This window comes from Streptomyces sp. NPDC091209 (assembly GCF_044757755.1).
Taxonomy (GTDB): domain Bacteria; phylum Actinomycetota; class Actinomycetes; order Streptomycetales; family Streptomycetaceae; genus Streptomyces.
On record NZ_JBIVVR010000011.1, the window covers coordinates 282,363 to 306,446 of the forward strand.

A 24,084-nucleotide genomic window follows, 5' to 3' on the forward strand; every position below is an offset into this window, starting at 1 on the left:
CACGGCCACGGCGAGGGGGCGGCTCGGCGGTGTCAGGTGAGTCCGGCCATCCGGGCCCGCTCCACCGCCGGGCCGATCGCCCGTGTCACGGCCGCGACGTCCGCCTCCGTGGAGGTGTGGCCGAGCGAGAAGCGCAGGGTGCCCCGGGCGAGGTCCGGGGCGGTGCCGGTGGCGAGCAGGACATGGCTCGGCTGGGCCACACCCGCCGTGCACGCCGAGCCGGTGGAGCACTCGATGCCCTGCGCGTCGAGCAGCAGGAGCAGCGAGTCGCCCTCGCAGCCCGGGAACGTGAAGTGCGCGTTGGCGGGCAGCCGGCCGCCGGGGGCCGGGTCGCCGCCGAGGATCGCGTCGGGCACGGCCTTGACGACCGCGTCGGCCAGGTCGTCGCGCAGGGCCCCGATCTCGCGGGCGAACCACTCGCGCCGCTCGGCGGCCAGCCGTCCGGCGACCGCGAAGGAGGCGATGGCGGGCACGTCGAGCGTGCCGGAGCGGACATGGCGTTCCTGACCGCCGCCGTGCAGCACGGGTACGGGGCTGTACTCGCGGCCGAGGAGCAGCGCGCCGATCCCGTAGGGACCGCCGATCTTGTGGCCGGACACCGTCATCGCGGCGAGGCCCGAGGCGCCGAAGTCGACGGGGATCTGACCGAAGGCCTGGACGGCGTCGGCGTGCAGCGGGATCCCGAACTCGGCCGCCACGTCCGCCAGTTCACGGACCGGCATGACGGTGCCGATCTCGTTGTTGGCCCACATGACCGTGGCGAGGGCGACGTCCTCGGGGTCGCGGGCGATGGCCTCGCGCAGGGCGTCGGGGTGGACGCGGCCGTACGCGTCGACGGGCAGGTACTCGACCGTGGCGCCCTCGTGCTCGCCGAGCCAGTGGACGGCGTCGAGGACGGCGTGGTGCTCGACGGGGCTCGCGAGAACGCGGGTGCGGGCCGGATCGGCGTCTCTGCGGGACCAGTACAGGCCCTTCACCGCGAGGTTGTCGGCCTCGGTGCCGCCGGAGGTGAAGACCACCTCGCTGGGGCGGGCGCCGAGGGCGTCCGCGAGAGTCTCGCGGGCCTCCTCGACCGTCCGCCGGGCACGGCGGCCGGCGGCGTGGAGGGAGGAGGCGTTGCCCGTGACACTCAGTCGGTCGGTCAGGGCCTCTACTGCCTCGGGGAGCATGGGGGTGGTCGCGGCGTGGTCGAGGTAAGCCATGGTGGGCTCGATTCTACGGGCCCGTTCGCCCCTCGCCGCGGCCCCCGTCGGCGTGGCCGCCCGCCCCGGCTCGCACAGGGGGTCGTGACGCCCTCACCGGCTTCGTCTCCGGGCCCTGGCCCGGCGTGCCCGGCCGCCACGGGCCGCGCTGGAGCCCCGGCCGTCGCGACCGCCTCAGAAGCTCCAGGACACCGTGTTGTCGAACTGCATGAAGGCGACCAGGACGGCCAGGTCGGCGATTCCCAGGCCGAGGCCGAGGAAGGCGCGGCCCCGGCGGGCCGTGCCGCGCCAGAGGGCGACGGAGGCGAGGACGATGGCGACGGGGCCCAGGAAGACGTTCAGCACCAGGAGCCCGACGAGGCCGAGGATGAAGGAGGCCACGGCCATGCCGTCCGCGTCCTGGACGGCGGTCCGGCGCGTGGAACGGGCGGCCTCGGTCGAGTCGGTGGTACCGGTGATGCGGGTCGTGCCGGTGGTGCGCGTGGTGAGTTCCATGACGTGCGTCAGCTCCCAACGGTCAGGTTGGTGAAGGTGTGGACCGACGGCCGGTCGGCAAAGGTGCCGGACCGACGGTCAGTTGGCGGAGGGGTGGCGTCGGCGGGCGCCGCGCTCACGGAGCGCGAAGATCACCAGCCAGACGCCGATGACGGCTGCGGCGACGAGGCTGACGGACAGTGGCGCGTGCGCCACGGAGCCCATCACAACGCCGAGCAGCAGGAGTGCGGCGACGAGGAACAGCATGAGATGCCTCTCGAAGAAGTCTCGAAGTCCTGTCCCGGAACCGTCCGGGACCTCAACGGTGAGGCCCTTGTGTTTCCGGGACTTGACGACTCAGTGAACGGTTGTAGTAACACTTGTTCACTGACTCTTGAGTCTAGCGCGCTCCACGGCTTTAAAATTCCAGAGAACAGTTGTTAACTGCATGGTATGAGTCACACTCTCGGCATCCGCCAGGCGCAGAAGCAGAAGACCCGACAGGCGCTGCTGGAGGCGGCGTTGGCGCTTCTCGAGGAGCAGAGCCTGAGCAGCTTGGGGCTGCGCGAGGTCACCCGCGCCGTCGGAGTCGCCCCGACCGCCTTCTACCGGCACTTCCGCTCGACGGCGGATCTCGGCGAGGCGCTGGTCGAGGAGGCTCTGGGCAGCCTGCACCCGATGATCGAGGACACGCTGTCCGCGGCGGGCGACAGCGACGAACGCATCGCCCGTGCCGTGGAACTGATCGCCCACCATGTGGGTACGCACCCCGCGCACGTCCGCTTCATCGCGCGCGAGCGGCACGGCGGGGTCCAGCCGGTGCGGGACGCGATCCGCGAGCAACTGGCCCGGTTCGCCGAGGAGGTCAAGGACGCGCTGGCCGAGCATCCCGAGTCGGCGGGGTGGAGCGACGACGATCTGCTGATGCTCGCGGGCCTGTACGTCGACCACATGCTGATGGCCGCCTCGGCGTTCCTGGAGGCGCTGGACGGCTCCGCTGCGGAGCGCGAGCGGGTGGCCCGGGTGGCGAGCCGTCAGATGCGGCTGATCAGCATCGGCCGCCGCCACTGGCTCGGCTGACGGCCCCGGCAGGCCGGCGGACGGCCGCGCGCGGCACACCGCACGCGGCACCGCCGTACGTCGTACGCCGCGGGAAGGCGGGCCTCCCGGTCCGTCAGCCCTGAGCGGCGGCCGACTGGCCCTGCCCCATCCGCCCGCCGCCGGGGCCGCCCCCGCAGCCGCCCTGGCCGCCGCCCATACCACCGCCGGGAGCGCCGCTCGGCATGCCCGAGGGATTGCCGGAGGGGGCCTTGCCGGTAGGCATGCCCGAAGGGGCGCCGGACCGCGAGGGCATGCCCGAAGGGGCGCCGCTGGGGCGCCCGGAGGCGCCGCCCGGCATCCCGGAGGGGCGTGTGCAGTTCTGCCCGCCGGAGGTCTTGGTGTTCGAGGACGACGTGTCACCGGAGCCGCAGGCCCCCAGCAGGGGCGCGAGTGCGAGAAGGGCGACGATTGGAACGAGTCGGGCACGACGGTTCATGGGGCAACTCCCGGTCAGGTCACGTGGGCCGGTCGGCGAAAGCCGGACGAGCGGGAGCCAGAGCACCAGATCCACGTAGGGCCGCGCTGTGCCGGGGCTGTGCCTTGCTGTGCGGCACGGCCCCGGCGCCGGCACTCAACCCCCCTCGTACACCGCGCTGATGGCGGCGGCCGTCGCGGCCAGCTCCGCCCGTGCCTCGGCCGGCGCGAGGACCTCCAGGGCGTCCCCGAAGGCCAGCAGCGTGCGGGTTTCCCGCACCGAGCCGAGATTGAGGCGCACGGTCACCCACTCGTCGGCGCCGTCGTCCTCGGGCAGCTCCGCGAGGGAGGCGGCGTGGAGGCGTACGAACATGTCGAGACGGGAGCGCTGTACCCGAACCGTGACATCGACACCCCCCGGCCGCTCCTCGACCTGGCGGCGCAACACCTCCCAGGCGTCGGCGAGTTCGACACCAGGACGGCGCCGCACCGGGTCCGGGAGCAGGGTGGCCGCGCGGACCCGGTCGGCGCGGAACAGCCGTGGGCTGCCGCGCCGGTCGGCGACCAGGTACCAGACACCGGCCTTGGAGACGAGCCCGTACGGGTCGACGGTGTAGGTGCGCGGTTCGGCGTCCCCGCCGTGCCGGTAGCGCAGCCGCAGCCGGCGGTCGGTGAAGACGGCGTCCTGCAACACGTCCAGATCGACGGCCCGTCGGGGCCCGCCCTTCCAGCGTGTGGCGTCGACCAGGACCCGTCGGCTGGTGACCTCGGCGGCCGGCCGGAAGGGCGCGGGCAGCGCGGCCATCACCTTGCGCAGCGCGGAGCCGAGCGCCGCGTCGAGGCCGAGGGCGGCGTGCGCGCCCTGCGCGGCCAGGATGAACAGCGAGCGGGACTCGTCGGCGGTCAGTCCGGTGACGTCCGTACGGAATCCTGCGAGCAGTTCGATGCCGCCGTGCCGCCCGCGTTCGGCGTAGACCGGGACGCCTGAGGCGGACAGCGCCTCGATGTCCCGGTAGACGGTGCGTACCGACACCTCCAGCCGGTCGGCGAGTTCGTGCGCCGGGACGCGGCCGCGGGTCTGGAGCAGCAGCAGGATCGAGAGCAGGCGGTCGGACTTCACGCGCCCAGGATCGCGCCCGCCGGGACCGTCCGCAAATGTTGACGGAAGCTGTCAGGTTATGCGGCGACAGTGAGGGCACATCGACCCCACGGAAGAGGCAGTCATGAACGCCATGGACCCCCGCCCCCTGTACACCCGCGCCGCCGGGCAGATCGCCTCGCTGATGGCGACCGTCCGGCCGGAGCAGTTGGCCGGCGCCACCCCGTGCGACGGGTTCGACGTACGGCTGTTGCTGTCGCACATGGTCGGCGGCACCCGGCGAATCGCCGTGATCGGGGCGGGCGGCGACGGGCTCGCGATGCCGCCGTTCGCCGACGGGGTACCGGACGACGGCTGGAGCGCCGCGTACGACGCGGCACGGGCCGAGGTCCGCGCGGGATGGGCGGACGAGGCCCGGCTGGACGCGCTCGTCCAGGTGCCCTGGGGCGAGGCCCCCGGGCGCATCGCCCTCGCCGGGTACGTCATGGAGGCCGTCACGCACACCTGGGACCTCTCCGAGGCGCTCGGCCGGCCGCTCGAACTCGATCCGGAACTCGCCGAGTTCGCGCTCGCCATCGCCGGCCGCGTACTGCCCGACGAGGGGCGCGAGGACCCGGAGCTGCCCTTCGGCCCGGTGGTGCCGGTCCCCGAGGACGCCGGCGCCTACGAGCGGCTGGCGGCCTGGACGGGCCGCCGTCCGCTGGTGACCGCCTGACGGCCCGGGACATCGTCACCGAGGACGGGACGGGGACACCGGCGAAGGACACCCCGAGACCGCCACCGCCACCGGCACCGGCACCGGCACCGGCACCGGCACCGGCACCGGCACCGGCCAATGGTGCGGCCGCACCGGCGACACCGGCACAGGCGGCCGGCGCCGCCGAAGGGCACCCCGGCCAGGACGGGAGCGCCGCCCCGTACGGCCGAGGCGGGAACGCCCGGCCGGCACAACCGGGCGGGGATACCCGGGGCGGGTCGACGTCGGCACAGCCGGGGCCGCAGCACCGGCACAAGCGGCCGGGGCCGCCGAAGGGCACCCCCGGCCAGGACGGGAGCGCCGACCCGCACGGCCGAGGCGGGAACGCCCGGCCGGCACAGCCGAGGCCGGGGCGTCCGGCCCGTGGAGCTGGGCCGGGCCCCGGGGCGGGTCAGCGCAGGCGGGCGCGGGCGAGTTGCCTGGACTGGGCGACCAGACGGTCCGCGCTGTCCCAGACCTCCGCGTCCTCCTCCAGGAAGCCCCCGGCGAGGTTGCGGGTGGTGATCGAGACGCGCAGCGGGCCGGGCGCCGGGCGGGACCGTACGTGCACGGTCAGCTCGACGGTCGGCACCCAGCCGGACAGACCGATCTCGAAGGCCGTCGGCGGCAGCGCGTCGACCGCGAGGAGCAGCGAGAGCGGGTCGGCGTCCCGGCCGTCGGCGAGTCCGAACCACGCCCGCATCTCGCCCTTCCCGGACGGAGCGCCGAGCGCCCAGCCGAGGGTCGCGGGGTCGAGCTTGAGGAACAGCCGGTCGGTGATCGCCGAGCTGCCGGGGATGGGGGCGGGCGCGTCCTGCGGGCCGAAGCACTGGTCCATGGGCGGGATCTCGGGCGGCCGCGCGGTCGTCCGGACGTCGTCGGGCAGGGCGTCGAGATCGCCGTACGAGGCGAGCACACGGATCCGCTCGGTCTCGCGGCCCTCGCCGTCGTACTGGAAGAGCGACGCCTGTCCGGTCGACAGCGTCCGGCCGGTGCGTACGACGTCCGTGCGGATGACCGCGGGGCCCGGCTGGGACGCGGTCAGATAGTGCGCGGAGATCGTGAACGGGTCGGAGTGCGGGAGGGCGTCGGCGAGCGCGCGGCCGAGGACGGCCAGCAGATAGCCGCCGTTGACGGCGTTGATGATCGTCCACCCGGCGGAGAGGTCGACGTCGTAGACACCGGCCTCGCGCGGGGTGACGGCGGTGTCCCGGTCGAACTCACTGTCGCCGATCGTGGCCCGCACGGCCTGTACCGAAGCTGCTTCTGGCATACGTGAACGGTACAACAGGAAATTACTAAGCGGTAGCTTTCACTGTTTCGGGCGTATGAACCCCGCGCCACCCTTCCATTCAGGTGAGGATTCGGCAATTTCTTGTCAAGTGTCCGCAATCACCCGTGACCAATCGGTCCGGGTTCTCCTCTGAAGGGACATGAGCCTCACCGGGACACCTTTCCTCCTGACCTCGTTCGTGCTGTGCGCCGTCGCCCTCCTGCTGCCCCTGGCCCTGTGGTCCCGGGTGCCCGGACCGGCGCCGGTCCGCGGCGCGGCGCGGCTCCTGATGCTGATGTTCGCCCAGGGGACGGCGATCAGCCTGGTGTTCGTCCTCGTGAACAACGCCAACAACCTGTACGACAACTGGGCCGACCTCCTCGGCACCGGCAACCACGTCCAGCAGGCCGCCGACCTCGGCGTGGACGGCACCGGAGGGATCTCGCTGAAGAGCCTGCCCCGGATGCGGCAGACCTTCCGGCCGGCCGACGGGCCGCGTATGCGACAGGCCGGGGGTGTGCGCGTCACCGACCTGAAGGGACGGGTGTCGGGGGTGAACGCGGAGGTCTACGTCTGGCTGCCGCCCCAGTACAACGAACCCGCCTACCGGCACCGGAAGTTCCCCGTCGTCGAACTGCTGCCGGGATATCCGGGCTCCGCGAAGGCCTGGTTCGGATCGCTCAGGGTGCACCAGCAACTGCTGCCGATGATGCTCGACGGGCGGGTCGCGCCGTTCATCCTGGTCGCGCCGCGCACCAACCTGCTGGCCCGCGCGGACACCGGCTGCGCGAACATCCCGGGCACCGTGAACGCGGAGAGCTGGCTCAGCATCGACGTGCCGAGGATGGTCATGGACAACTTCCGCGCCGAGTCCGCCCCGAACGGCTGGGCCACCGCCGGGTACTCGGCCGGGGCGCACTGCGCCACCAAGCTGGCCGTCGCCCACCCCGACCGCTTCCGCGCCGCGGTGAGCATGTCCGGCTACAACGACCCCAAGGGCGAACGCAGTTCACTCGCCGGCCGGAGCCTGGAACTGCGCCGCCGGAACAATCCCTACCTGATGCTGCGCGCCGACCGGATCCACCCCCGGATCGCCCTCTACTTCTCCGGCGAGTCCGGTGACGGCTACCAGGCGGGCGTGGCCATCCAGGCGGTAGCGAAGCCGCCGACGAGCGTCGACGTGGTGCTGCTGCCGCGCAGCGCGGGCGGCCACGACATGGGGCTGTGGCGGCCGCAGCTCCCGGAGGTGTTCCGCTGGCTGACCGAGCAGTTCGACGCCGGACCGGGAGGCACGCCCGGCTCCGGACGCGCCCCCGGAACCGGAACCGGCGGCACGGGCAGCCCCGGGGGCGCCGGCGGCGCGGTCGGCGCCGACCGGGTCAGGACGTCTCGTCCTCCCGCACCGTCGAGCGGCGGTTCCACGCGCGCGGCGCTCGCCAGTGGAACCGCATCGCGAAAAGGCGCAGCACGAAGGCCATGACGATGGCGAGGCCGCTGGTGAACGGGGTGAGCGCGTCGTAGCGGATGCAGAGCACCACCATCGTGGCGCCGACGATCGCCGGGACCGCGTAGAGGTCACGGTCCCAGCGCAGCAGGGAGGGGACCTCGTTGGCGAGGACGTCCCGCAGCACACCGCCGCCCACGGCCGTCGCGAGGCCGAGGGCGGCGGAGGCCGTCAGACCGAGCCCGTAGTCGTACGCCTTCACGGTGCCGGTGACGCAGAACAGTCCGAGCCCGGCCGCGTCGAAGACGTTCACGCCGACCTGGATGCGCTCCACCTGGGGATGCAGGAAGAACACGAGCAGGGCGGCGACGAGCGGTGTGGTGAAGTACCCCAGGTCGGTGAAGGCCGCCGGGGGTACCGCACCGATGATCACATCGCGCAACAGCCCTCCGCCCAGCGCGGTGATCTCCGCGAGGACGGCGATACCGAAGACGTCGAAGTTCTTGCGGACGGCCAGCAGAGCGCCGGAGATCGCGAAGACGAAAATGCCGATCAGGTCGAGCGTGTGCTGGACGGAGGGGCTGAAGAGTTGCTGAAGCACCCCCATATTCTCACCTGTCGCGGGGAGTGCACCTTACAAAGGAAGGCTCAGACGGCCGGCTTGCCTGTGGTGAACAGCCAGGTGTGGAAGAGGTCGTCGAGCTGCCGGCCGGAGATCCGCTCGGCGAGGGCGATGAAATCGGCGGTACTGGCGTTGCCGTACCGGTGCAGTTTCGTCCACGCGGGCAGCAGCTTGAAGAAGGCGGTGTCCCCGATGCGCTCGCGCAGCATCTGGAGCGTCATGGCGCCCCGCTGGTAGACCGCCGAGGCGAACATCGTGTCCCGCTGCGGATCGGCGACCTCGGTCTGCCAGAAGGAGGAGTCCGCGGGCCGCTGGTCGTACCCGGCGACGAACGAGTCGTGCGCGGAGCGGATGCCCTTGTGCTCGGCCCACAGCCACTGGGCGTAGGTCGCGAAGCCCTCGTTCAGCCAGACGTCCTTCCAGTGCGCCACCGAGACGGAGTCGCCGAACCACTGGTGGGCCAGCTCGTGCACGATGGTCGACTCCGAACGGACGGCCGAGTACGCGGGCTTGGACTGCACCTCCAGCGAGAAGCCCGCCTCGGGCATGTCGTCGACGATCGCGCCGGTCTCCTCGAACGGGTACGGGCCGAAGACCTGCGACCAGTAGTCGGTGGCCTCCGCCGTGACCGCGTACACGTCGACGCTGTTGCTGTTCGCGAGCACCGGGTCGATGGCGACGTAGATCGGTGTCCCGGCGGGGGTCCTGCCGGTCTTCACGTCGAACTTCCCGATGGTCGCCGTCGCGAGATAGGTGGCCATGGGGCGGCTCTCACGCCAGTGCGTGACCGTGACGGCGCCCTTGTCGCGGGTCGATATCAGACGCCCGTTGGAGACCCCCGTGAGGCCCTTGGGGGCCGTGATGCGGATGTCGTAGGTCGCCTTGTCGGACGGGTGGTCGCTGGAGGGGAACCAGGTGGAGGCGGCGTTGGGCTCGCAGGCCACGAAGACGCCGTCGGTGGTCTTCATCCACCCGTAGTCGGAGCCGAACACGATCGGACCGTTGAGGGCTTCGGGGACTCCGCCGTAGGTGACGGTCACCGTGAACGTCTTGCCTCTGGCCAGCGGGCCGCGCGGGGTGATGTGGATCTCGTCGCCCTCCCGCGTGAAGTGCGCCGCTCTGCCGTTCACCTCGATCTTCGTGACGTCCAGCTTCTGGAGGTCCAGGTCGAAGGCGGAGAGGTTCTGGGTGGCGCGGGCGGTGAGGGTCGTACGACCGTCCAGACGGTCCGTGTCCGGGTTGTACGCCACGTCGAGGGCGTAGTGCCGGGCGTCGAAGCCGCCGTTGCCCAACTGGGGGAAGTAGGCGTCACCGATGCCGTCGGCGCCCGGGGTGGGGGCGGAGGAGGCGGCGATGAGGAGTAAGGAGGCCATCGCGGTCGCGAGAGCCCCCGAACGTGCCGAACGGGAGAGTGCCATCAGCGTCCCTTTCGTACGTGTTCCGATCATTTCTGATCAGACGGACACGCAGGACTCTGCACTCTCCCGTTCGAACATGTTCATGACTTTGCCAAGTCGTCACGGCCTACTTGCCGGTTGACTCCTGACGATCGGCTTCCGCGGCCTCGGAGTCCGACGCGGAGCCGGCCTCCCCGGCGGTGGCGGCGACCTCGGCCGGAGCCTTGCCCGACACCTCGGCGGAGTCCACGGCGGAGACCAGCTCCACCGCTTCGCGCGCCGCCGACAGCAGGACGACATCCTGCGGCGCCTGGTCCGCGGCGTTCTCCGGATGGTGGCAGGCGACCTGCTGGCCGGGCTTCAGCTCGATGAGCGGCGGCTCGGTCGTCTTGCAGATCTGCGTGGCCTTCCAGCACCGGGTGTGGAAGCGGCAGCCGCTCGGCGGGGCGATCGGCGAGGGGACGTCGCCCTTGAGCAGGATGCGCTCGCTCTTGGCGCCCCGGCGCTTGGGGTCCGGCACCGGCACGGCCGACATCAGGGCCTTGGTGTACGGGTGCATCGGCGCCTCGTACAGCGAGGAGCGGTCGGCGAGCTCGACGATCTTGCCGAGGTACATCACCGCGATGCGGTCCGAGACATGGCGCACGACGGAGAGGTCGTGAGCGATGATCACGTACGTCAGACCGAGCTCGGACTGGAGGTCGTCCATCAGGTTGACGACCTGCGCCTGGATCGACACGTCGAGCGCCGAGACCGGCTCGTCCGCCACGACCAGCTTCGGCTTCAGGGCGAGCGCGCGGGCGATGCCGATGCGCTGGCGCTGACCGCCGGAGAACTCGTGCGGGTAGCGGTTGTAGTGCTCGGGGCTCAGACCCACCAGCTCCAGGAGCCGCTGGACCTCCCTCTTCACACCGCCCTCGGGCTCCACGCCCTGGAGCCGGAACGGCGCCGAGACGATCGAGCCGATGGTGTGACGGGGGTTCAGCGACCCGTAGGGGTCCTGGAAGATCATCTGGATGTCGCGGCGCAGCGGACGCATCTTCGAGGCGCTGAGCCGGGTGATGTCCTGGCCCTCGAACTCGATGCTGCCGCCGGTCGGGTCCTGGAGACGGGTGATGACCCGGCCCATGGTCGACTTGCCGCAGCCGGACTCGCCGACGACGCCGAGCGTCTCGCCCTTGCGGACCTCGAAGTCGATGCCGTCGACCGCCTTGACCGCGCCGACCTGACGCTGGAGAACGCCCTTCCGGATGGGGAAGTGCTTCTGCAGCCCCTGGACCCGGAGCAGGACCTCGCGGTTCTCCGAGGACTTCGCGCGGTGCTCGGGAGCCGCCGCCTGCTGCGGGATCACCGCGCCTCCGCCGTCCGTCTTGTTCGTCTCACTCACAGCTTCGGCGCAATCTCTTCGGTCCAGATCCGCGTGCGGTCCTCCTGCGAGAGGTGGCAGGCCGTGTAGTGGCCGGTGCCGACGAGCTGCAGTTCGGGACGCACGGTGCGGGTGACATCGCCCTTGGGCAGGTCCGCGTACGGGCAGCGCGGGTGGAAGGCGCAGCCCGAGGGGACGTTGATGAGGCTCGGCGGCTGGCCCTTGACCGGGATGAGCCGGTCGGACGTCTCACGGTCGATACGCGGCATCGAGCCGAGCAGACCCCAGGTGTACGGGTGCTGCGGCTGCTCGAAGACCCGCTCGACGGAGCCGCGCTCGACGCACCGGCCGCCGTACATCACCAGCACCTCGTCGGCGATCTCCGCCACCACACCCAGGTCGTGGGTGATGAGGACGACCGCGGAGCCGAACTCCTTCTGCAGGTCGCGGATGAGGTCGAGGATCTGCGCCTGGACGGTGACGTCGAGGGCGGTCGTCGGCTCGTCCGCGATGAGCAGCTCGGGGTTGTTGACGAGCGCCATCGCGATCATCGCGCGCTGCCGCATACCGCCCGAGAACTCGTGCGGGTAGCTGTCGGCGCGCTTGGCCGGCTCCGGGATGCCGACGCGGTCGAGCATCTCGATCGCCCGCTTGCGGGCGGTCTTCTTGTCGACCTTGTGGTGCGTGCGGTACGCCTCCACGATCTGGTTGCCGATCGTGTAGTACGGGTGCATCGCGGACAGCGGGTCCTGGAAGATCATCGCCATCTCGCGGCCGCGGAGCTTGCGCACCTCGTCCGGGTCGGCGCCGACCAGTTCCTTGCCGTCGAGCCAGATCTCGCCCGACATCTGGACGTTCTTGCCGCGCGCGCCGAGCCGGTGCAGGCCCATGACCGCGAGCGAGGTGACGGACTTGCCGGAGCCCGACTCACCCACGATGCAGAGGGTCTTGCCCTTCTCCACCGAGAAGGTGAGCCCGTCGACGGACTTGACCAGACCGTCGTCGGTCGGGAAGTGCACCTTGAGGTCGCGCACTTCGAGGAAGGAGCGCGGAGCGTTCGAGGACGAGGTGACGGGCTCGCCGACCGCGGCGCCGGTCTTGGAAAGTTCGGTCATGAGAGCCTCACCCGCGGGTCGGCGGCCGCGTACAGCATGTCCACCAGAAGATTTGCGATGACGACGAAGAACGCGGCGAGGAGGGTCACTCCGAGGATCTTCGGCAGGTCGTTGTCAGTGATGCCGGCCACCGCGTACTCGCCGACTCCGTGCAGGGAGAACACGGTCTCGGTGATCACGGCACCGCCCAGCAGCAGACCGAGGTCCATGCCGAAGACGGTGATGATCGGGGTGAGAGCGGCGCGCAGTCCGTGCCGGACCACGACCTTGCTCTCGCGCAGGCCCTTGGCGCGGGCCGTGCGGATGAAGTCCTCGTTCATCGTCTCCATCATGCCCGAGCGGGTGAGCCGCGCGTAGATGGCGGAGTACAGGAGCGCGAGAGAACACCAGGCGGGGAAGAGGGTGTTGGCCCACTGCGCGGGATTCTCGCTGAACGGGACGTAGGTGCGGCCGAAGATCGGCCACTGGTAGGTGAAGAGCAGCAGCGCCAGGTTGCCCGTGAAGAACATGGGCAGCGAGACACCGGCGAGCGCGACGCCCATGAAGGTGCGGTCGAAGAACGAGCGCGGCTTGAGCGCGGAGATCACGCCGACAGCCACACCGGACACGAGCCACATCACCGCGGCACCCGCGGCGAGCGAGAGGGTCACCGGAAGGCGGGAGGTGAGCTCCGGCCAGACGGCCTGGTGGGTCTTGAAGGAGTACCCGAAGCACGGCGCGCCGCAATGCGCCTTGGTGGGACCCAGGTCATAGGTAGCGCCGCTGACGATCCCCTTGATGAAGTGCCAGTACTGGACGTAGACGGGCTGGTCCAGACCGAGGTTGTGCTTGACCGCGAGAATGTCGGCCTTCGTCGGGCTCTTCCCGATGTACTGCTGCGCGAGCTGGTCGGCGGTCTGGCCTACCAGTCTTGGCAGCAGGAAGAAGATGGCGAAGGTGACCGCGGAGACGACCAGGAGCAGGATCGCTGCCGCTGCCGTCCGACGGAGGATGTACGAGATCACGGGGATCGGCGCTGGTGCCCGCGGGCCGCTAAGCCCGCGGGCACCAATGCCTTCACCTGCCTTCCGGGGCTGCTACTTCTTCGTGGTGCCGATGTTGAGGTAGTCGTACTGACCGCTGAAGGCCGCCGTGGAGACCAGGTTGGTCGCGTACTGCGGGCGGGCCAGCAGAACCTTGAAGTAGGTCAGCGGCACGAGGACGGCGTCGTCCATGGTCTTCTTGTCGATCTCGGTGTACAGGCCGTTGCGCGCGGTGTCGTCCTGCGTGCCGATCGCCTTCTCGAGGAGGGCGTTGACGTCCTTGTTGTCGTACTGCGACAGGTTGGTGTTACCCGAGGCGCCGATCGCGCTGCCGTTCAGGATCTGCTGCAGGAAGCCGTAGCCGGAGGGCCAGTCGGCACCCCACTGCATCATGATCAGGCCGATGTTCTGCTTCTCGGTGAACTTCGGGACACCCGCGTAGTCGGTGAAGTACTTGCCCGACGGGTACTGCTTCAGGGTGGCGTTGATGCCGGCCGCCTTCAGAGAGGCGATGATCGCGGTGGCCGCGTCGATCTCCTGCGGGCGGTCGCTGCGCGCGGTGATGTTGGTGCTGATGGTCGACTTGCCACAGGCCTTGAGCTGGTCCTTGGCCTTGGCCGCGTCACCCTTGTTGCCGGCGGACGCGTAGACGTCCGACTTGGCGTAGCCCGGGATGTCGGGCGGGAGAACCGTGGAGGCCACGTCGCCGCGGATCGGGCCGCCCTCGGCGGTCTGCACCGAGACCTTGTCGATCGCGAACTGCACGGCCTTGCGGCACGCGACGTTGTCGAACGGCTTCACCTTGGTGTTGATCGCCATGTAGACGAGACGGCCACCGTAGGTGTTGTCGGTGTTGGCCTTCTTGTCGGCGGAGGTGAGCAGCTGCGCCTGGGTCGCGGCCTGGACACCGCCACCACCGAGGTCGATCGCGTCGCCCGCGAGGACGTCCTTGTCGATCGTCTCGGCGTTGACCTTCAGGTTGACGACGATCTTGTCCGGGTACTGCTTGCGCAGCGGGTCGGACTTCGCGTCCCAGTTCTCGTTGCGCACGAGGACGGCCTGCTTGCCGTCCGAGTAGCTCTGGAACTTGTACGAGCCCGAGGACACGATGTTCTTGACGTAGTCGACGCCGTTGTCCTTGGCCTGCGGGACCGGAGCCGTCTGCGGCGAGGCGACCAGGTAGTCGAACTCCTGGAACGCGGTCTTCAGGTGGAAGACGACGGTCGTGTCGTCAGGGGTCGCGATCGAGTCGAGGCCCTTGCCGCTCTTGTCCTTGTAGGGACCCTGGTACTTGTCGCCGCCCACGAGGAACTGCTGGAAGTAGTTCGGGCCGAGGGAGAGCACGTCACGCGCGAAGTTCGAGCGCTCCACCGCGTACTTGACGTCCTTGGACGTGATCGGCGTGCCGTCCTGGTACTTCAGGCCGGTACGCAGCTTGTACGTCCAGGTCTTGCCGCCGTCGCTCGGGACGCCCTTGCCGGCCGCGAGGTCGGGGACAAGGGTGTTGCCCTTCTGACCGGCGCCGGGCTGGAACGTCATCAGCGGGCGGGCGTACAGCCGGCTGAGGTTGTACATGTACGCGTAGTACGTGTTGCCCGGGTCGAAGGAGTCCGGGACATCGGAGTACTCGTACGTAACCGTGCCCCCCTTCTTCGTGGAGGCGTTGACGACGCCCGTGGTTGCTGCGTTGGCCCCAGCTGATTTGGCGGTGCCGTCGTTCTTGTTGTCATCGGCCTTGCTGCAGCCTGCAACGAGCAGACTCGCGGAGCCGATGGCCGCTATAGCGGCCAGCGCTGACCTTCGCATAATGGGCGGGTTCCCCTCCATTGTCGGAAACTTGGTGATCTCTCGGTGTCCGTCAGACATCAACGGCTGCGCGGGTCGAGAGCGTCGCGGAGACCGTCGCCGAGCAGGTTGAACGCGAGGACGGTCACGAAGATGGCGAGGCCGGGCACGATCATGAACTGCGGGTCGACCTCGTAGTAGGTGACCGCATCCCTGAGCATGCCGCCCCAGGACGCCTGCGGGGGCTGGATGCCGACCCCGAGGAAGCTGAGGGACGCCTCGAAGAGGATGTTGGTCGGGATGAGCAGCGTCGAGTAGACGATGATCGGGCCGACCAGGTTGGGCAGCAGCTCCCGGAACACGATGTACGGGCCCCTGGCGCCCATACCGCGGGAGGCGTCCACGAATTCCCGCTCACGCAGGGCGAGCGTCTGGCCTCGGACGATCCGGCCCAGGTAGGGCCAGTTGAAGAAGCCGATCACGAAGATCAGAACGCTCAGGTGGAGCGGGAGCCCTTCGAGGCCGAACGCGCCGCCCTGAAGGGTGGCGGAGATGGCGATCGCGAAGAGCAGGAGGGGGAAGGCGAGGAAGGTGTCCATCAGGCGGCTGATGATCGAGTCGACCCGCCCGCCGTAGAAGCCCGCGACGACGCCCAGGATCGCGCCGATCACGTTCGACAGGATGGTGGCGCCGAAGGCGACCACCAGCGACACCCAGGAGCCCTCCAGGATGCGGGTGGCCAGGTCGCGCCCGAACTTCGGGTCGACTCCGAGCGGGTGGTCCGCGCTCATGCCACCCGAACCGCCCGTGGGCAGCGAGGTGTTGGGGTCGATCAGGTCCTGGTGGAAGGCGTTCGGGTCCAGCCCCAGCATCGACTGGAGGGGCCGGGCGAGGATCGCCAGCAGGATGAGCAGTACGACGATGACACCGCCGGCGACCGCCACCTTGTCGCGCTTGAAGCGCGTCCAGGCGATCTGTCCCAGGGAACGGCCCTCGATCTGCCCCTTGCCGACCCCGGCAAGCACAGCCTCTGGCTGCGCTTCCGTTGCCGCCGCGGTGGTCTCGATCGGTGCGGTCACAGTGACCCGACCCCTCTCGCCGGTGGTGACCGGCCTACGCCTGCCGCTGTCTGCGGCTTGGTTCACTTGCTCGCCGGGAAGTTGACCGCAGGTGGTGCGGCCCGATGGCCCGGCTGATGATTCGACTTGCATTCGCTCACAGGACCGAAGACCCCGTGTCTGTTGGGGGAGTCTTCAGTGCCGCCACGATCGGGTGCCAGGCCTCATGGGGAAAGTATGCGCAACCGTGATGCTTGTTGAGGGATTCCGTTATCCGAACAGTGGGTAACAGGATCCGGACGGTTGCCAATTGACACCAAAGTGACCAAAAGGGTCTTTTCGGTCTCAAGTGCCACCAAATCGGGACACTCGGCACAAACGCCCACTTCCCCGCAGGTCAGCAGCATGGGACGCACGACATATGAAGGCCGTGTGCAGGGTCATGATGCCAGCCGAACTCGCACTGGCATCCGACAGGTCCGGGATTCGGGACGCCCTCAGTAGCCGCCACGGGCCGGCGGATAGCCGTAGCCGCCCGCCATCGGCGCCTGTGCGGGAGCCGCGTGCGCCTCACGGTCGTAGAACGGCCGGGCATGGGCGCGCAGCCACATCGCCACCGGGTCGAACTCGTCCGACATCGCCACGGTGGAGACGGGCAGCCCGTCCGGGACCGCGCCGATGGACTGCTGCATCATCGCCCGCACCGAGTCCACAGCGGGCGGTGAAGTGTCGTACACGTCAAGGCCGATGGCCAGATAAGGCGCCCCGAGCGAGGGCTGCACCCAGGCCCGGCGCAACGAGCGCACGGCCGGGGTCAGATGCGCGTTCTGGGTCAACAGGGCGTAGAACTGCGGGATTTCGATGCCGGGCTCGGAGAGCCGGAGCGGGCCCGCGGGCTGCCGCTCCAGGCCCGTGGCGATCCGGCGCAGATCCAGCCAGGGGATGCCGAGACCGCCGCCGGGGGCGTGTGGATTGAGCCACAGGCCGAACTGGTCGGGGTACAGGGTGCGGGCGACGTCCAGCCCGTCCACGACTTCGTACGAGCGGTTCCAGCCACTGGCCGAGAGCTCCTGGGCCGAGGTGACACAGGGCGCGTACCCGAAGCCCTCCACCTGCATGTTCCCGTACTGGGCGTCCGGAGAGCCGGCCTGGCCGTGCCAGAGCAGCATCCACACCTGGCCGGACGACGGGGTCGCGAGCGCGCGAAGGAGCGCCTCGTAGGCGTCGTAACGCCCGGGAGTCACCTGGCGCAGCATGTGCTCGACCTGCCCGGCCGCGGCCGTGCCCGACGCGCTCACCCTCAACCGCCCCTTCGCGAACAATTCACGACGAACTCATCCCTTACGCCCGAGGCGCCGGTTACGAACATGCGTCAACACCTCGACCAGGCCATGAAACCAGCTTATGCGGCGTTCGCGCTCCGCCGGGGGAAGCCGTCGAGAGCGCCGGCCCGCCGCGTGCGGGGCGCCGCGGGCCCCGCGCGGCCGGGCGCACGGTCTCCCGGGCGCCCCGGAGCGGGCGGCGTTCAGAGACCGTGCTGGTAGAAGGGGCGCACCTGGGCTCGCATCCAGTCGCCGACCGGATCCTGCGTCACGTCGAGGAGAACCAGGTTCACCGGAATGTTCATCGGGACGCGGCCGAGGGCCCGGCCCAGCGCGTCGAGGGGCAGGGCGCGGGCCTCGCCCTCCCACACCGAGAGTTCGACACCGATGAACATGACCGGATCGTCGCCCTCGATGCTGGCCAGACAGCGGCGGGCGCTCAGGACGACGCCGGTCCCGGCGAACTCGGCCGAGGCCGCGGCGAGGAAGTCCATCGGGTCCTCCTGCCAGTCGGGCTCGAAGAGCCGCACCCGGCCACCGCCCGCCCCGTCCAGCGGGGTCCGCCCGGCCCGGCACAGCTCGGCGACGGCCATCGGGGGCAGCGGTACGCCGACCACACCGTCCGGGTTGACCGCGATGCCGACCTGCGGCGGAAGTCCGCGGGCGAACTCCACGGCGGGCGCGATCGTGAACGACATGTGACCGCCGGTGACCTGGCGGAACTGCTCCTCGGAGCTGAAGACCGGGACGTAGACCTGGCCCCCGAGGTCCATCGTGGGCAGATCGAGCGGACCGCTCTGCGGGCCGCCGCCGTTGGGCAGCGGCACCCACACGAAGCTGCGGCCGAGCACCTCGACGATACGAGCGGCCGACGAGGGGCCCGCGGGCATGCCGAGGGAGGAGGACAACACCTCCTCCAGCTCGTTGCCGGGCCAACCGCCGTGCGGATGGGGGTGCGCCTGTGCCGGAAAGTCCATCTGTCTACCGCCCGCTTCGAACCACTGTTCCGGCTGGAAAGGTTAGTGGGCCACCGCAACCGGTCAGTGGCCGAAGTCGATCCTGCGCAGGACGCCCGCCGCGTCCCGGTCGATGAGCACCGCCGAGCCGCACCCCGGAGGCAGGTCTCCCCTCTCCGCGGAGCGCAGCAGCCGGGCGACCGCGCCGCGATGACGGGCGAAGGCGTAGCGCGAGACGCCCCGGCCGCGCTCGCGCTGCCCGCGCCGTGCGGTGCCCGGCGTGACGTCGAGCAGCACCAGGTGCAGCGCGCCGCCCCGGCGCCGGGCCTCGCGGGCGAGCCAGCGGCGCACCCAGGCCTGTGTACCGCAGTCGTGCACGACGAGTCCGCCGCCGCCCCGCAGCGCGCGGCGCAGGCCGGCGTAGTGCGCGAGGCGGACGAGGGGACGGTAGAACGCGTACGGCAGATGGCGGGCCATCCGGCCGTCCCAGCGGTCGCGGGTGTCCTGCGAGTCGACGCGCGCGCCCCGCACGGCCCGCCGCATCAGCGTCGACTTGCCGCTGCCGGGCAGTCCGGTGACCACGACGAGGTCGCGCGCCCCGAAGCGGAGACCGTGCGGACTGTGTCCGAGCCGGTCGCGGAGATCCCGCACGACGGGCGCCGGATGCGGGCCGCGCGCCTCCCGGGCCGGTGCTCCGGGCTGCTCGGGCAGCGCGAGACCCGAGGTCGTCGCGTACGCCGTGGTCCTGTTCACCGTGACCGTCCTCCCCTTGGGTGTGGAGTCCCATCCCCGTCGACTGTAAAGAGAAGGTAATGCCCGGCGCTTCCCCTTTTCATGCGCGGACTGCCACAGCCCGGTTACAGATGCCGGGCTGCCGGGATCGGACGGCGCGTGCGATGATGGCCGCGCCAACTGCATACCGGCCGCTTGAATCCGCGCGGGAGAGTCCTGGGTACGTGTACCCGGGCGCCGAAGGAGCAAGTCCCTCCCTTGAATCTCTCAGGCCCCGTTACCGCGCGGGCGAGGCACATCTGAAAAGCGGGCCACTCACCGGTGGCTCCACCCAAGGTGCAAATCAGGACCACCGTTTCGTGGGGTCTTGATGAACCTCTCAGGTTCCGATGACAGATGGGGAGGAACGACCTCGCCGTCATGCCTTGGGAGCCAGACCGATGAGCAGCACCGCACCCCGTCACACCGCGCTCGATGCCCTGCATCGCTCGCTGGGCGCGACGATGACCGACTTCGCAGGCTGGGACATGCCCCTGCGCTACGGCTCGGAGCGCGACGAGCACCTCGCCGTCCGCACGAAGGCCGGCCTCTTCGACCTCTCCCACATGGGCGAGATCACCGTCACCGGCCCCGAGGCCGCCGCTCTCCTGAACCACGCGCTGGTCGGCAACATCGCGACCGTCGGCGTCGGCCGCGCCCGCTACACCATGATCTGCCAGGAGGACGGCGGCATCCTGGACGACTTGATCGTCTACCGCCTCGCCGAGCACGAAGCCGGTTCCTCTCACGCCCCGTCTCCTCACTACATGGTCGTCGCCAACGCCTCCAACGCCCAGGTGGTGCTGGACGCGCTGACCGAGCGCGCCGCCGGTTTCGACGCCGTGGTGCGCGACGACCGTGACGCGTACGCGCTGATCGCCGTGCAGGGGCCCGAGTCCTCCGGCATCCTCAAGGCGGTCACCGACGCGGACCTGGACGGCCTGAAGTACTACGCGGGCCTGCCGGGCACGGTGGCCGGCGTTCCGGCCCTGATCGCCCGCACCGGCTACACCGGTGAGGACGGCTTCGAGCTGTTCGTCGCCCCCGCCGACGCCGAGAAGGTGTGGCAGGCGCTGACCGACGCGGGCACCCCGGCCGGGCTGGTCCCCTGCGGTCTGTCGTGCCGCGACACGCTGCGCCTGGAGGCCGGCATGCCGCTGTACGGGCACGAGCTGACCACCTCGCTGACCCCCTTCGACGCCGGTCTCGGCCGGGTCGTGAAGTTCGAGAAGGACGGCGACTTCGTGGGGCGCGCGGCGCTGACCGAAGCCGCCGAGCGTGCCGCTTCCGAGCCGCCGCGGGTCCTCGTCGGCCTGATCGCCGAGGGGCGTCGCGTGCCGCGCGCCGGGTACTCGGTCGTCGCCGACGGCAAGGTGATCGGCGAGATCACCTCCGGTGCCCCCTCCCCCACGCTGGGCAAGCCGATCGCCATGGCGTACGTCGACGCCGCGCACGCGGCGCCGGGCACCGCGGGTGTCGGTGTGGACATCCGGGGCAGCCACGAACCGTACGAGGTCGTGGCGCTGCCGTTCTACAAGCGCCAGAAGTGACACTGGTCCGCACGGGCCGGACGTGACACCGGTCCGCAAGGGCCGGACATGACACGGATGCCCGTCGGGCTCCGGCACTGACGGGCGAGCCCGTCGGGCGCCGGACGTGACCCTGGGCACATCCGCCCGGGTCACCCACGCTTCCTTCCATCAGCACTCCACCGCGTACAGGAGAATTCAGGTCATGAGCAACCCCCAGCAGCTGCGCTACAGCAAGGAGCACGAGTGGCTGTCCGTCGCCGAGGACGGCGTCGCGACGGTCGGCATCACCGAGTTCGCGGCCAACGCGCTCGGCGATGTGGTCTACGCCCAGCTCCCGGCGGTCGGTGACACGGTGACCGCGGGCGAGTCCTGCGGCGAGCTGGAGTCGACCAAGTCGGTCAGCGACCTGTACTCCCCGGTCGACGGCGAGGTCGTCGAGGCCAACCAGGACGTCGTGGACGACCCGTCGCTCGTGAACTCCGCGCCCTTCGAGGGCGGCTGGCTGTTCAAGGTGCGCGTCGCGGGCGAGCCCGAGGACCTGATGTCCGCCGACGAGTACACCGCCTTCACCGCCGGCTGAGGAGTCACCGCATGTCGCTTCTGAACACCCCCCTTCACGAGCTGGACCCGGACGTCGCGGCCGCCGTCGACGCCGAGCTGCACCGCCAGCAGTCCACCCTGGAGATGATCGCCTCGGAGAACTTCGCTCCGGTCGCGGTCATGGAGGCCCAGGGCTCGGTCCTGACCAACAAGTACGCCGAGGGTTACCCGGGCCGCCGCTACTACGGCGGCTGCGAGCACGTCGACGTGGTCGAGCAGATCGCCATCGACCGGGTCAAGGCGCTGTTCGGCGCCGAGCACGCGAACGTGCAGCCGCACTCGGGCGCCCAGGCCAACGCGGCCGCGATGTTCGCGCTGCTCAAGCCGGGCGACACGATCATGGGTCTGAACCTCGCGCACGGCGGGCACCTCACCCACGGCATGAAGATCAACTTCTCCGGCAAGCTCTACAACGTGGTCCCGTACCACGTGAGCGACGAGACCGGCCAGGTCGACATGGCCGAGGTCGAGCGCCTCGCCAAGGAGTCCCGGCCGAAGCTGATCGTGGCCGGCTGGTCGGCCTACCCGCGGCAGCTGGACTTCGCGGAGTTCCGCCGTATCGCCGACGAGGTCGGCGCGTACCTCATGGTCGACATGGCGCACTTCGCGGGCCTGGTGGCCGCGGGGCTGCACCCGAACCCGGTGCCGCACGCCCACGTCGTCACGACGACGACCCACAAGACCCTCGGCGGCCCGCGCGGCGGCGTGATCCTCTCGACGGCCGAGCTGGCCAAGAAGATCAACTCCGCGGTCTTCCCCGGCCAGCAGGGCGGTCCCCTGGAGCACGTGATCGCCGCCAAGGCCGTCTCCTTCAAGGTCGCCGCCTCGGACGACTTCAAGGAGCGCCAGCAGCGCACGCTGGACGGCGCGCGCATCCTGGCCGAGCGTCTGGTCCAGGACGACGTGAAGGCCGTCGGCGTGGACGTCCTGTCCGGGGGCACGGACGTGCACCTGGTCCTGGTCGACCTGCGCAACTCCGAGCTGGACGGGCAGCAGGCCGAGGACCGCCTCCACGAGGTCGGCATCACGGTCAACCGCAACGCCATCCCGAACGACCCGCGCCCGCCGATGGTCACCTCGGGCCTGCGCATCGGCACGCCCGCCCTCGCCACCCGCGGCTTCACAGCCGAGGACTTCACCGAGGTCGCGGACATCATCGCCGAGGCGCTGAAGCCGGCCTACGACGTGGAGGGCCTGAAGGTCCGCGTGTCCGCTCTGGCCGACAAGCACCCGTTGTACCCCGGCCTGAAGTAGTTCCGTAGGCTTTCTGTCATACGTTGTATTCACCCGTACGGTTCCTTTCGTACGGACATCCGGGGCACCGCGCACACTGGAAGAGCGCGGTGCCCCGTTCCATGCGGTCCCGCACCACCTCCGCCGGACAACGGCGTCCGGCGAAACCACCTAGGAGTTCCCGTGGCCATCTCGGTCTTCGACCTGTTCTCGATCGGCATCGGCCCGTCCAGCTCCCACACGGTGGGCCCGATGCGCGCCGCGCGCATGTTCGCCCGGCGGCTGCGCAACGAAGAGCTGCTCGCCCCCGTCACCGCGATACGCGCCGAGCTGTACGGCTCGCTGGGCGCGACCGGCCACGGCCACGGCACCCCCAAGGCGGTGCTGCTCGGCCTGGAGGGCGCCTCGCCCCGGACGGTGGACGTGGAGGGCGCCGACGAGCGCGTCGAGCAGATCAAGGCCTCGGGCCGGATCAACCTGCTCGGCGAGCACGAGATCGACTTCAACTTCGACGACGACCTGGTCCTGCACCGCCGCAAGGCCCTGCCGTACCACGCGAACGGCATGACGATCTTCGCGTACGACGCCTCGGGCGAGCTCGTCATGGAGAAGACGTACTACTCGGTCGGCGGCGGCTTCGTGGTCGACGAGGACGCGGTCGGCGAGGACCGCATCAAGCTCGACGACACGGTCCTGAAGTACCCGTTCCGCACGGGCGACGAGCTGCTGCGGCTCACCAAGGAGACCGGGCTGTCGATCTCCGCCCTGATGCTGGAGAACGAGCGGGCCTGGCGCACCGAGGAGGAGATCCGCGAGGGGCTCCTCGGCATCTGGCGCGTCATGCAGGCCTGCGTCTCGCGCGGCATGGCCCGCGAGGGCATCCTGCCGGGCGGCCTCAGGGTCCGCCGCCGCGCCGCCCTCTCGGCCCGCCAGCTCCGCGCCGAGGGCGATCCGCTGGCCCACGCGATGGAGTGGATCACCCTCTACGCGATGGCGGTCAACGAGGAGAACGCGGCGGGCGGCCGGGTGGTCACCGCCCCCACCAACGGCGCGGCGGGCATCATCCCGGCGGTGCTGCACTACTACATCAACTTCGTGCCCGGCGCCGACGAGGAGGGTGTCGTACGGTTCCTGCTCGCCGCCGGGGCGATCGGCATGCTCTTCAAGGAGAACGCCTCCATCTCGGGCGCCGAGGTCGGCTGCCAGGGCGAGGTCGGCTCGGCCTGCTCGATGGCGGCCGGCGCGCTCGCCGAGGTGCTCGGGGGCAGCCCCGAGCAGGTCGAGAACGCCGCCGAGATCGGCATGGAGCACAACCTCGGCCTGACCTGCGACCCGGTCGGCGGCCTGGTCCAGATCCCCTGCATCGAGCGCAACGGCATGGCCGCGGTGAAGGCCGTCACGGCGGCCCGGATGGCCATGCGCGGCGACGGCTCCCACCTGGTCTCCCTCGACAAGGTCATCAAGACCATGAAGGAGACCGGCGCCGACATGAGCGTCAAGTACAAGGAGACGGCCCGGGGCGGGCTGGCTGTGAACATCATCGAGTGCTGAGGCGGAGGGCC

At 70.3% G+C, this 24,084-nt stretch carries 23 protein-coding genes and 1 riboswitch; of the genes, 7 read left to right on the top strand and 16 right to left on the bottom strand.

The window, feature by feature from the left end:
* Positions 1-32 precede the first annotated feature (32 nt).
* From ACIQRL_RS30105 to ACIQRL_RS30115, 3 genes are all read right to left on the bottom strand, one after another.
* The gene (locus ACIQRL_RS30105; protein ID WP_401337383.1) at positions 33-1,202 is read right to left on the bottom strand and encodes a cysteine desulfurase family protein; all 1,170 of its coding nucleotides are present in this window, start codon (positions 1,200-1,202) and stop codon (positions 33-35) included.
* A gap of 174 nt (positions 1,203-1,376) precedes the next feature.
* Positions 1,377-1,697 carry a DUF4190 domain-containing protein gene (locus ACIQRL_RS30110; protein WP_401337384.1) on the bottom strand — a complete coding sequence of 107 codons (321 nt, stop codon included), beginning with the start codon at positions 1,695-1,697 and terminating at the stop codon, positions 1,377-1,379.
* Positions 1,698-1,775: 78 nt separating this feature from the next.
* Positions 1,776-1,943, bottom strand: a complete 168-nt coding sequence (locus ACIQRL_RS30115) for a hypothetical protein (RefSeq protein WP_401337386.1) — start codon at positions 1,941-1,943, stop codon at positions 1,776-1,778.
* Between the two features lie 186 nt (positions 1,944-2,129).
* Between ACIQRL_RS30115 and ACIQRL_RS30120 the strand changes: the two genes are divergently transcribed.
* Complete coding sequence (locus tag ACIQRL_RS30120; RefSeq protein WP_401337388.1) at positions 2,130-2,756, top strand: TetR family transcriptional regulator; 627 nt, start codon at positions 2,130-2,132, stop codon at positions 2,754-2,756.
* A gap of 94 nt (positions 2,757-2,850) precedes the next feature.
* Here ACIQRL_RS30120 and ACIQRL_RS30125 read toward each other — a convergent pair whose 3' ends face one another.
* On the bottom strand, positions 2,851-3,213 hold the full coding sequence (locus ACIQRL_RS30125) for a hypothetical protein (protein ID WP_401337390.1): 363 nt from the start codon (positions 3,211-3,213) through the stop codon (positions 2,851-2,853).
* A gap of 135 nt (positions 3,214-3,348) precedes the next feature.
* Complete coding sequence (locus ACIQRL_RS30130; RefSeq protein WP_401337392.1) at positions 3,349-4,311, bottom strand: helix-turn-helix transcriptional regulator; 963 nt, start codon at positions 4,309-4,311, stop codon at positions 3,349-3,351.
* A gap of 103 nt (positions 4,312-4,414) precedes the next feature.
* On the opposite strand from ACIQRL_RS30130, the gene ACIQRL_RS30135 reads away from it, so the two are divergent.
* The gene (locus tag ACIQRL_RS30135; protein ID WP_401337394.1) at positions 4,415-5,005 is read left to right on the top strand and encodes a TIGR03086 family metal-binding protein; all 591 of its coding nucleotides are present in this window, start codon (positions 4,415-4,417) and stop codon (positions 5,003-5,005) included.
* Between the two features lie 433 nt (positions 5,006-5,438).
* Here the strand turns inward: ACIQRL_RS30135 and ACIQRL_RS30140 are convergent, their stop codons facing one another.
* Entirely contained in the window at positions 5,439-6,299 is an 861-nt protein-coding gene (locus ACIQRL_RS30140) for a thioesterase family protein (protein WP_401337395.1), read from the bottom strand.
* 160 nt (positions 6,300-6,459) lie between these two features.
* On the opposite strand from ACIQRL_RS30140, the gene ACIQRL_RS30145 reads away from it, so the two are divergent.
* Entirely contained in the window at positions 6,460-7,779 is a 1,320-nt protein-coding gene (locus ACIQRL_RS30145) for an alpha/beta hydrolase (protein ID WP_401337397.1), read from the top strand.
* Here ACIQRL_RS30145 and ACIQRL_RS30150 read toward each other — a convergent pair.
* From ACIQRL_RS30150 to ACIQRL_RS30195, 10 genes are all read right to left on the bottom strand, one after another.
* A complete protein-coding gene (locus ACIQRL_RS30150; RefSeq protein ID WP_401337524.1) occupies positions 7,679-8,344 on the bottom strand; it encodes a trimeric intracellular cation channel family protein in 666 nt (221 codons plus the stop codon). The genes ACIQRL_RS30145 and ACIQRL_RS30150 overlap by 101 nt on opposite strands.
* A 47-nt stretch (positions 8,345-8,391) precedes the next feature.
* Positions 8,392-9,783, bottom strand: a complete 1,392-nt coding sequence (locus ACIQRL_RS30155; RefSeq protein WP_401337399.1) for a M1 family metallopeptidase — start codon at positions 9,781-9,783, stop codon at positions 8,392-8,394.
* A gap of 106 nt (positions 9,784-9,889) precedes the next feature.
* Positions 9,890-11,149 (bottom strand): ABC transporter ATP-binding protein, encoded by a 1,260-nt coding sequence (locus tag ACIQRL_RS30160; RefSeq protein WP_401337400.1) that lies wholly within the window; start codon positions 11,147-11,149, stop codon positions 9,890-9,892.
* A complete protein-coding gene (locus ACIQRL_RS30165; protein WP_401337402.1) occupies positions 11,146-12,243 on the bottom strand; it encodes an ABC transporter ATP-binding protein in 1,098 nt (365 codons plus the stop codon). The genes ACIQRL_RS30160 and ACIQRL_RS30165 overlap by 4 nt, the downstream gene beginning before the upstream one ends.
* A complete protein-coding gene (locus ACIQRL_RS30170) occupies positions 12,240-13,247 on the bottom strand; it encodes an ABC transporter permease (RefSeq protein ID WP_401337403.1) in 1,008 nt (335 codons plus the stop codon). The genes ACIQRL_RS30165 and ACIQRL_RS30170 overlap by 4 nt, the downstream gene beginning before the upstream one ends.
* A 72-nt stretch (positions 13,248-13,319) precedes the next feature.
* Positions 13,320-15,092 (bottom strand): ABC transporter substrate-binding protein, encoded by a 1,773-nt coding sequence (locus tag ACIQRL_RS30175; RefSeq protein ID WP_401337404.1) that lies wholly within the window; start codon positions 15,090-15,092, stop codon positions 13,320-13,322.
* 38 nt (positions 15,093-15,130) lie between these two features.
* A complete protein-coding gene (locus ACIQRL_RS30180) occupies positions 15,131-16,129 on the bottom strand; it encodes an ABC transporter permease (protein WP_401337406.1) in 999 nt (332 codons plus the stop codon).
* 476 nt (positions 16,130-16,605) lie between these two features.
* On the bottom strand, positions 16,606-17,406 hold the full coding sequence (locus ACIQRL_RS30185) for an enhanced serine sensitivity protein SseB C-terminal domain-containing protein (protein WP_401337408.1): 801 nt from the start codon (positions 17,404-17,406) through the stop codon (positions 16,606-16,608).
* A gap of 227 nt (positions 17,407-17,633) precedes the next feature.
* Entirely contained in the window at positions 17,634-18,407 is a 774-nt protein-coding gene (locus ACIQRL_RS30190) for an enhanced serine sensitivity protein SseB (protein WP_401337410.1), read from the bottom strand.
* A gap of 63 nt (positions 18,408-18,470) precedes the next feature.
* Complete coding sequence (locus tag ACIQRL_RS30195; RefSeq protein ID WP_401337411.1) at positions 18,471-19,139, bottom strand: AAA family ATPase; 669 nt, start codon at positions 19,137-19,139, stop codon at positions 18,471-18,473.
* Positions 19,140-19,314: 175 nt separating this feature from the next.
* A riboswitch (glycine riboswitch) is annotated at positions 19,315-19,411 on the top strand.
* Between the two features lie 147 nt (positions 19,412-19,558).
* Here ACIQRL_RS30195 and gcvT point away from each other — a divergent pair.
* The 4 genes from gcvT (at position 19,559) to ACIQRL_RS30215 (ending at position 24,073) form a co-directional block, all read left to right on the top strand.
* Positions 19,559-20,707 carry a glycine cleavage system aminomethyltransferase GcvT gene (gene gcvT, locus ACIQRL_RS30200; protein ID WP_401337413.1) on the top strand — a complete coding sequence of 383 codons (1,149 nt, stop codon included), beginning with the start codon at positions 19,559-19,561 and terminating at the stop codon, positions 20,705-20,707.
* A gap of 184 nt (positions 20,708-20,891) precedes the next feature.
* Positions 20,892-21,269, top strand: a complete 378-nt coding sequence (gcvH, locus tag ACIQRL_RS30205; RefSeq protein ID WP_401337415.1) for a glycine cleavage system protein GcvH — start codon at positions 20,892-20,894, stop codon at positions 21,267-21,269.
* Positions 21,270-21,280: 11 nt separating this feature from the next.
* Positions 21,281-22,543, top strand: a complete 1,263-nt coding sequence (gene glyA, locus ACIQRL_RS30210; RefSeq protein ID WP_401337417.1) for a serine hydroxymethyltransferase — start codon at positions 21,281-21,283, stop codon at positions 22,541-22,543.
* A gap of 162 nt (positions 22,544-22,705) precedes the next feature.
* Positions 22,706-24,073 carry an L-serine ammonia-lyase gene (locus ACIQRL_RS30215; protein WP_401337419.1) on the top strand — a complete coding sequence of 456 codons (1,368 nt, stop codon included), beginning with the start codon at positions 22,706-22,708 and terminating at the stop codon, positions 24,071-24,073.
* The last annotated feature ends 11 nt before the right edge of the window (positions 24,074-24,084 follow it).

Excerpts from the sequence above, each read along its gene's own strand:
- gcvH (WP_401337415.1), top strand. The coding sequence starts at position 20,892 with ATGAGCAACCCCCAGCAGCTGCGCTACAGCAAGGAGCACGAGTGGCTG.
- ACIQRL_RS30145 (WP_401337397.1), top strand. The coding sequence starts at position 6,460 with ATGAGCCTCACCGGGACACCTTTCCTCCTGACCTCGTTCGTGCTGTGC.
- ACIQRL_RS30155 (WP_401337399.1), bottom strand. The coding sequence starts at position 9,783 with ATGGCACTCTCCCGTTCGGCACGTTCGGGGGCTCTCGCGACCGCGATG.
- ACIQRL_RS30140 (WP_401337395.1), bottom strand. The coding sequence starts at position 6,299 with ATGCCAGAAGCAGCTTCGGTACAGGCCGTGCGGGCCACGATCGGCGAC.
- ACIQRL_RS30105 (WP_401337383.1), bottom strand. The coding sequence starts at position 1,202 with ATGGCTTACCTCGACCACGCCGCGACCACCCCCATGCTCCCCGAGGCA.
- ACIQRL_RS30110 (WP_401337384.1), bottom strand. The coding sequence starts at position 1,697 with ATGGAACTCACCACGCGCACCACCGGCACGACCCGCATCACCGGTACC.
- ACIQRL_RS30135 (WP_401337394.1), top strand. The coding sequence starts at position 4,415 with ATGAACGCCATGGACCCCCGCCCCCTGTACACCCGCGCCGCCGGGCAG.
- ACIQRL_RS30165 (WP_401337402.1), bottom strand. The coding sequence starts at position 12,243 with ATGACCGAACTTTCCAAGACCGGCGCCGCGGTCGGCGAGCCCGTCACC.
- glyA (WP_401337417.1), top strand. The coding sequence starts at position 21,281 with ATGTCGCTTCTGAACACCCCCCTTCACGAGCTGGACCCGGACGTCGCG.
- gcvT (WP_401337413.1), top strand. The coding sequence starts at position 19,559 with ATGAGCAGCACCGCACCCCGTCACACCGCGCTCGATGCCCTGCATCGC.
- ACIQRL_RS30120 (WP_401337388.1), top strand. The coding sequence starts at position 2,130 with ATGAGTCACACTCTCGGCATCCGCCAGGCGCAGAAGCAGAAGACCCGA.
- ACIQRL_RS30115 (WP_401337386.1), bottom strand. The coding sequence starts at position 1,943 with ATGCTGTTCCTCGTCGCCGCACTCCTGCTGCTCGGCGTTGTGATGGGC.
- ACIQRL_RS30190 (WP_401337410.1), bottom strand. The coding sequence starts at position 18,407 with ATGGACTTTCCGGCACAGGCGCACCCCCATCCGCACGGCGGTTGGCCC.
- ACIQRL_RS30175 (WP_401337404.1), bottom strand. The coding sequence starts at position 15,092 with ATGGAGGGGAACCCGCCCATTATGCGAAGGTCAGCGCTGGCCGCTATA.
- ACIQRL_RS30125 (WP_401337390.1), bottom strand. The coding sequence starts at position 3,213 with ATGAACCGTCGTGCCCGACTCGTTCCAATCGTCGCCCTTCTCGCACTC.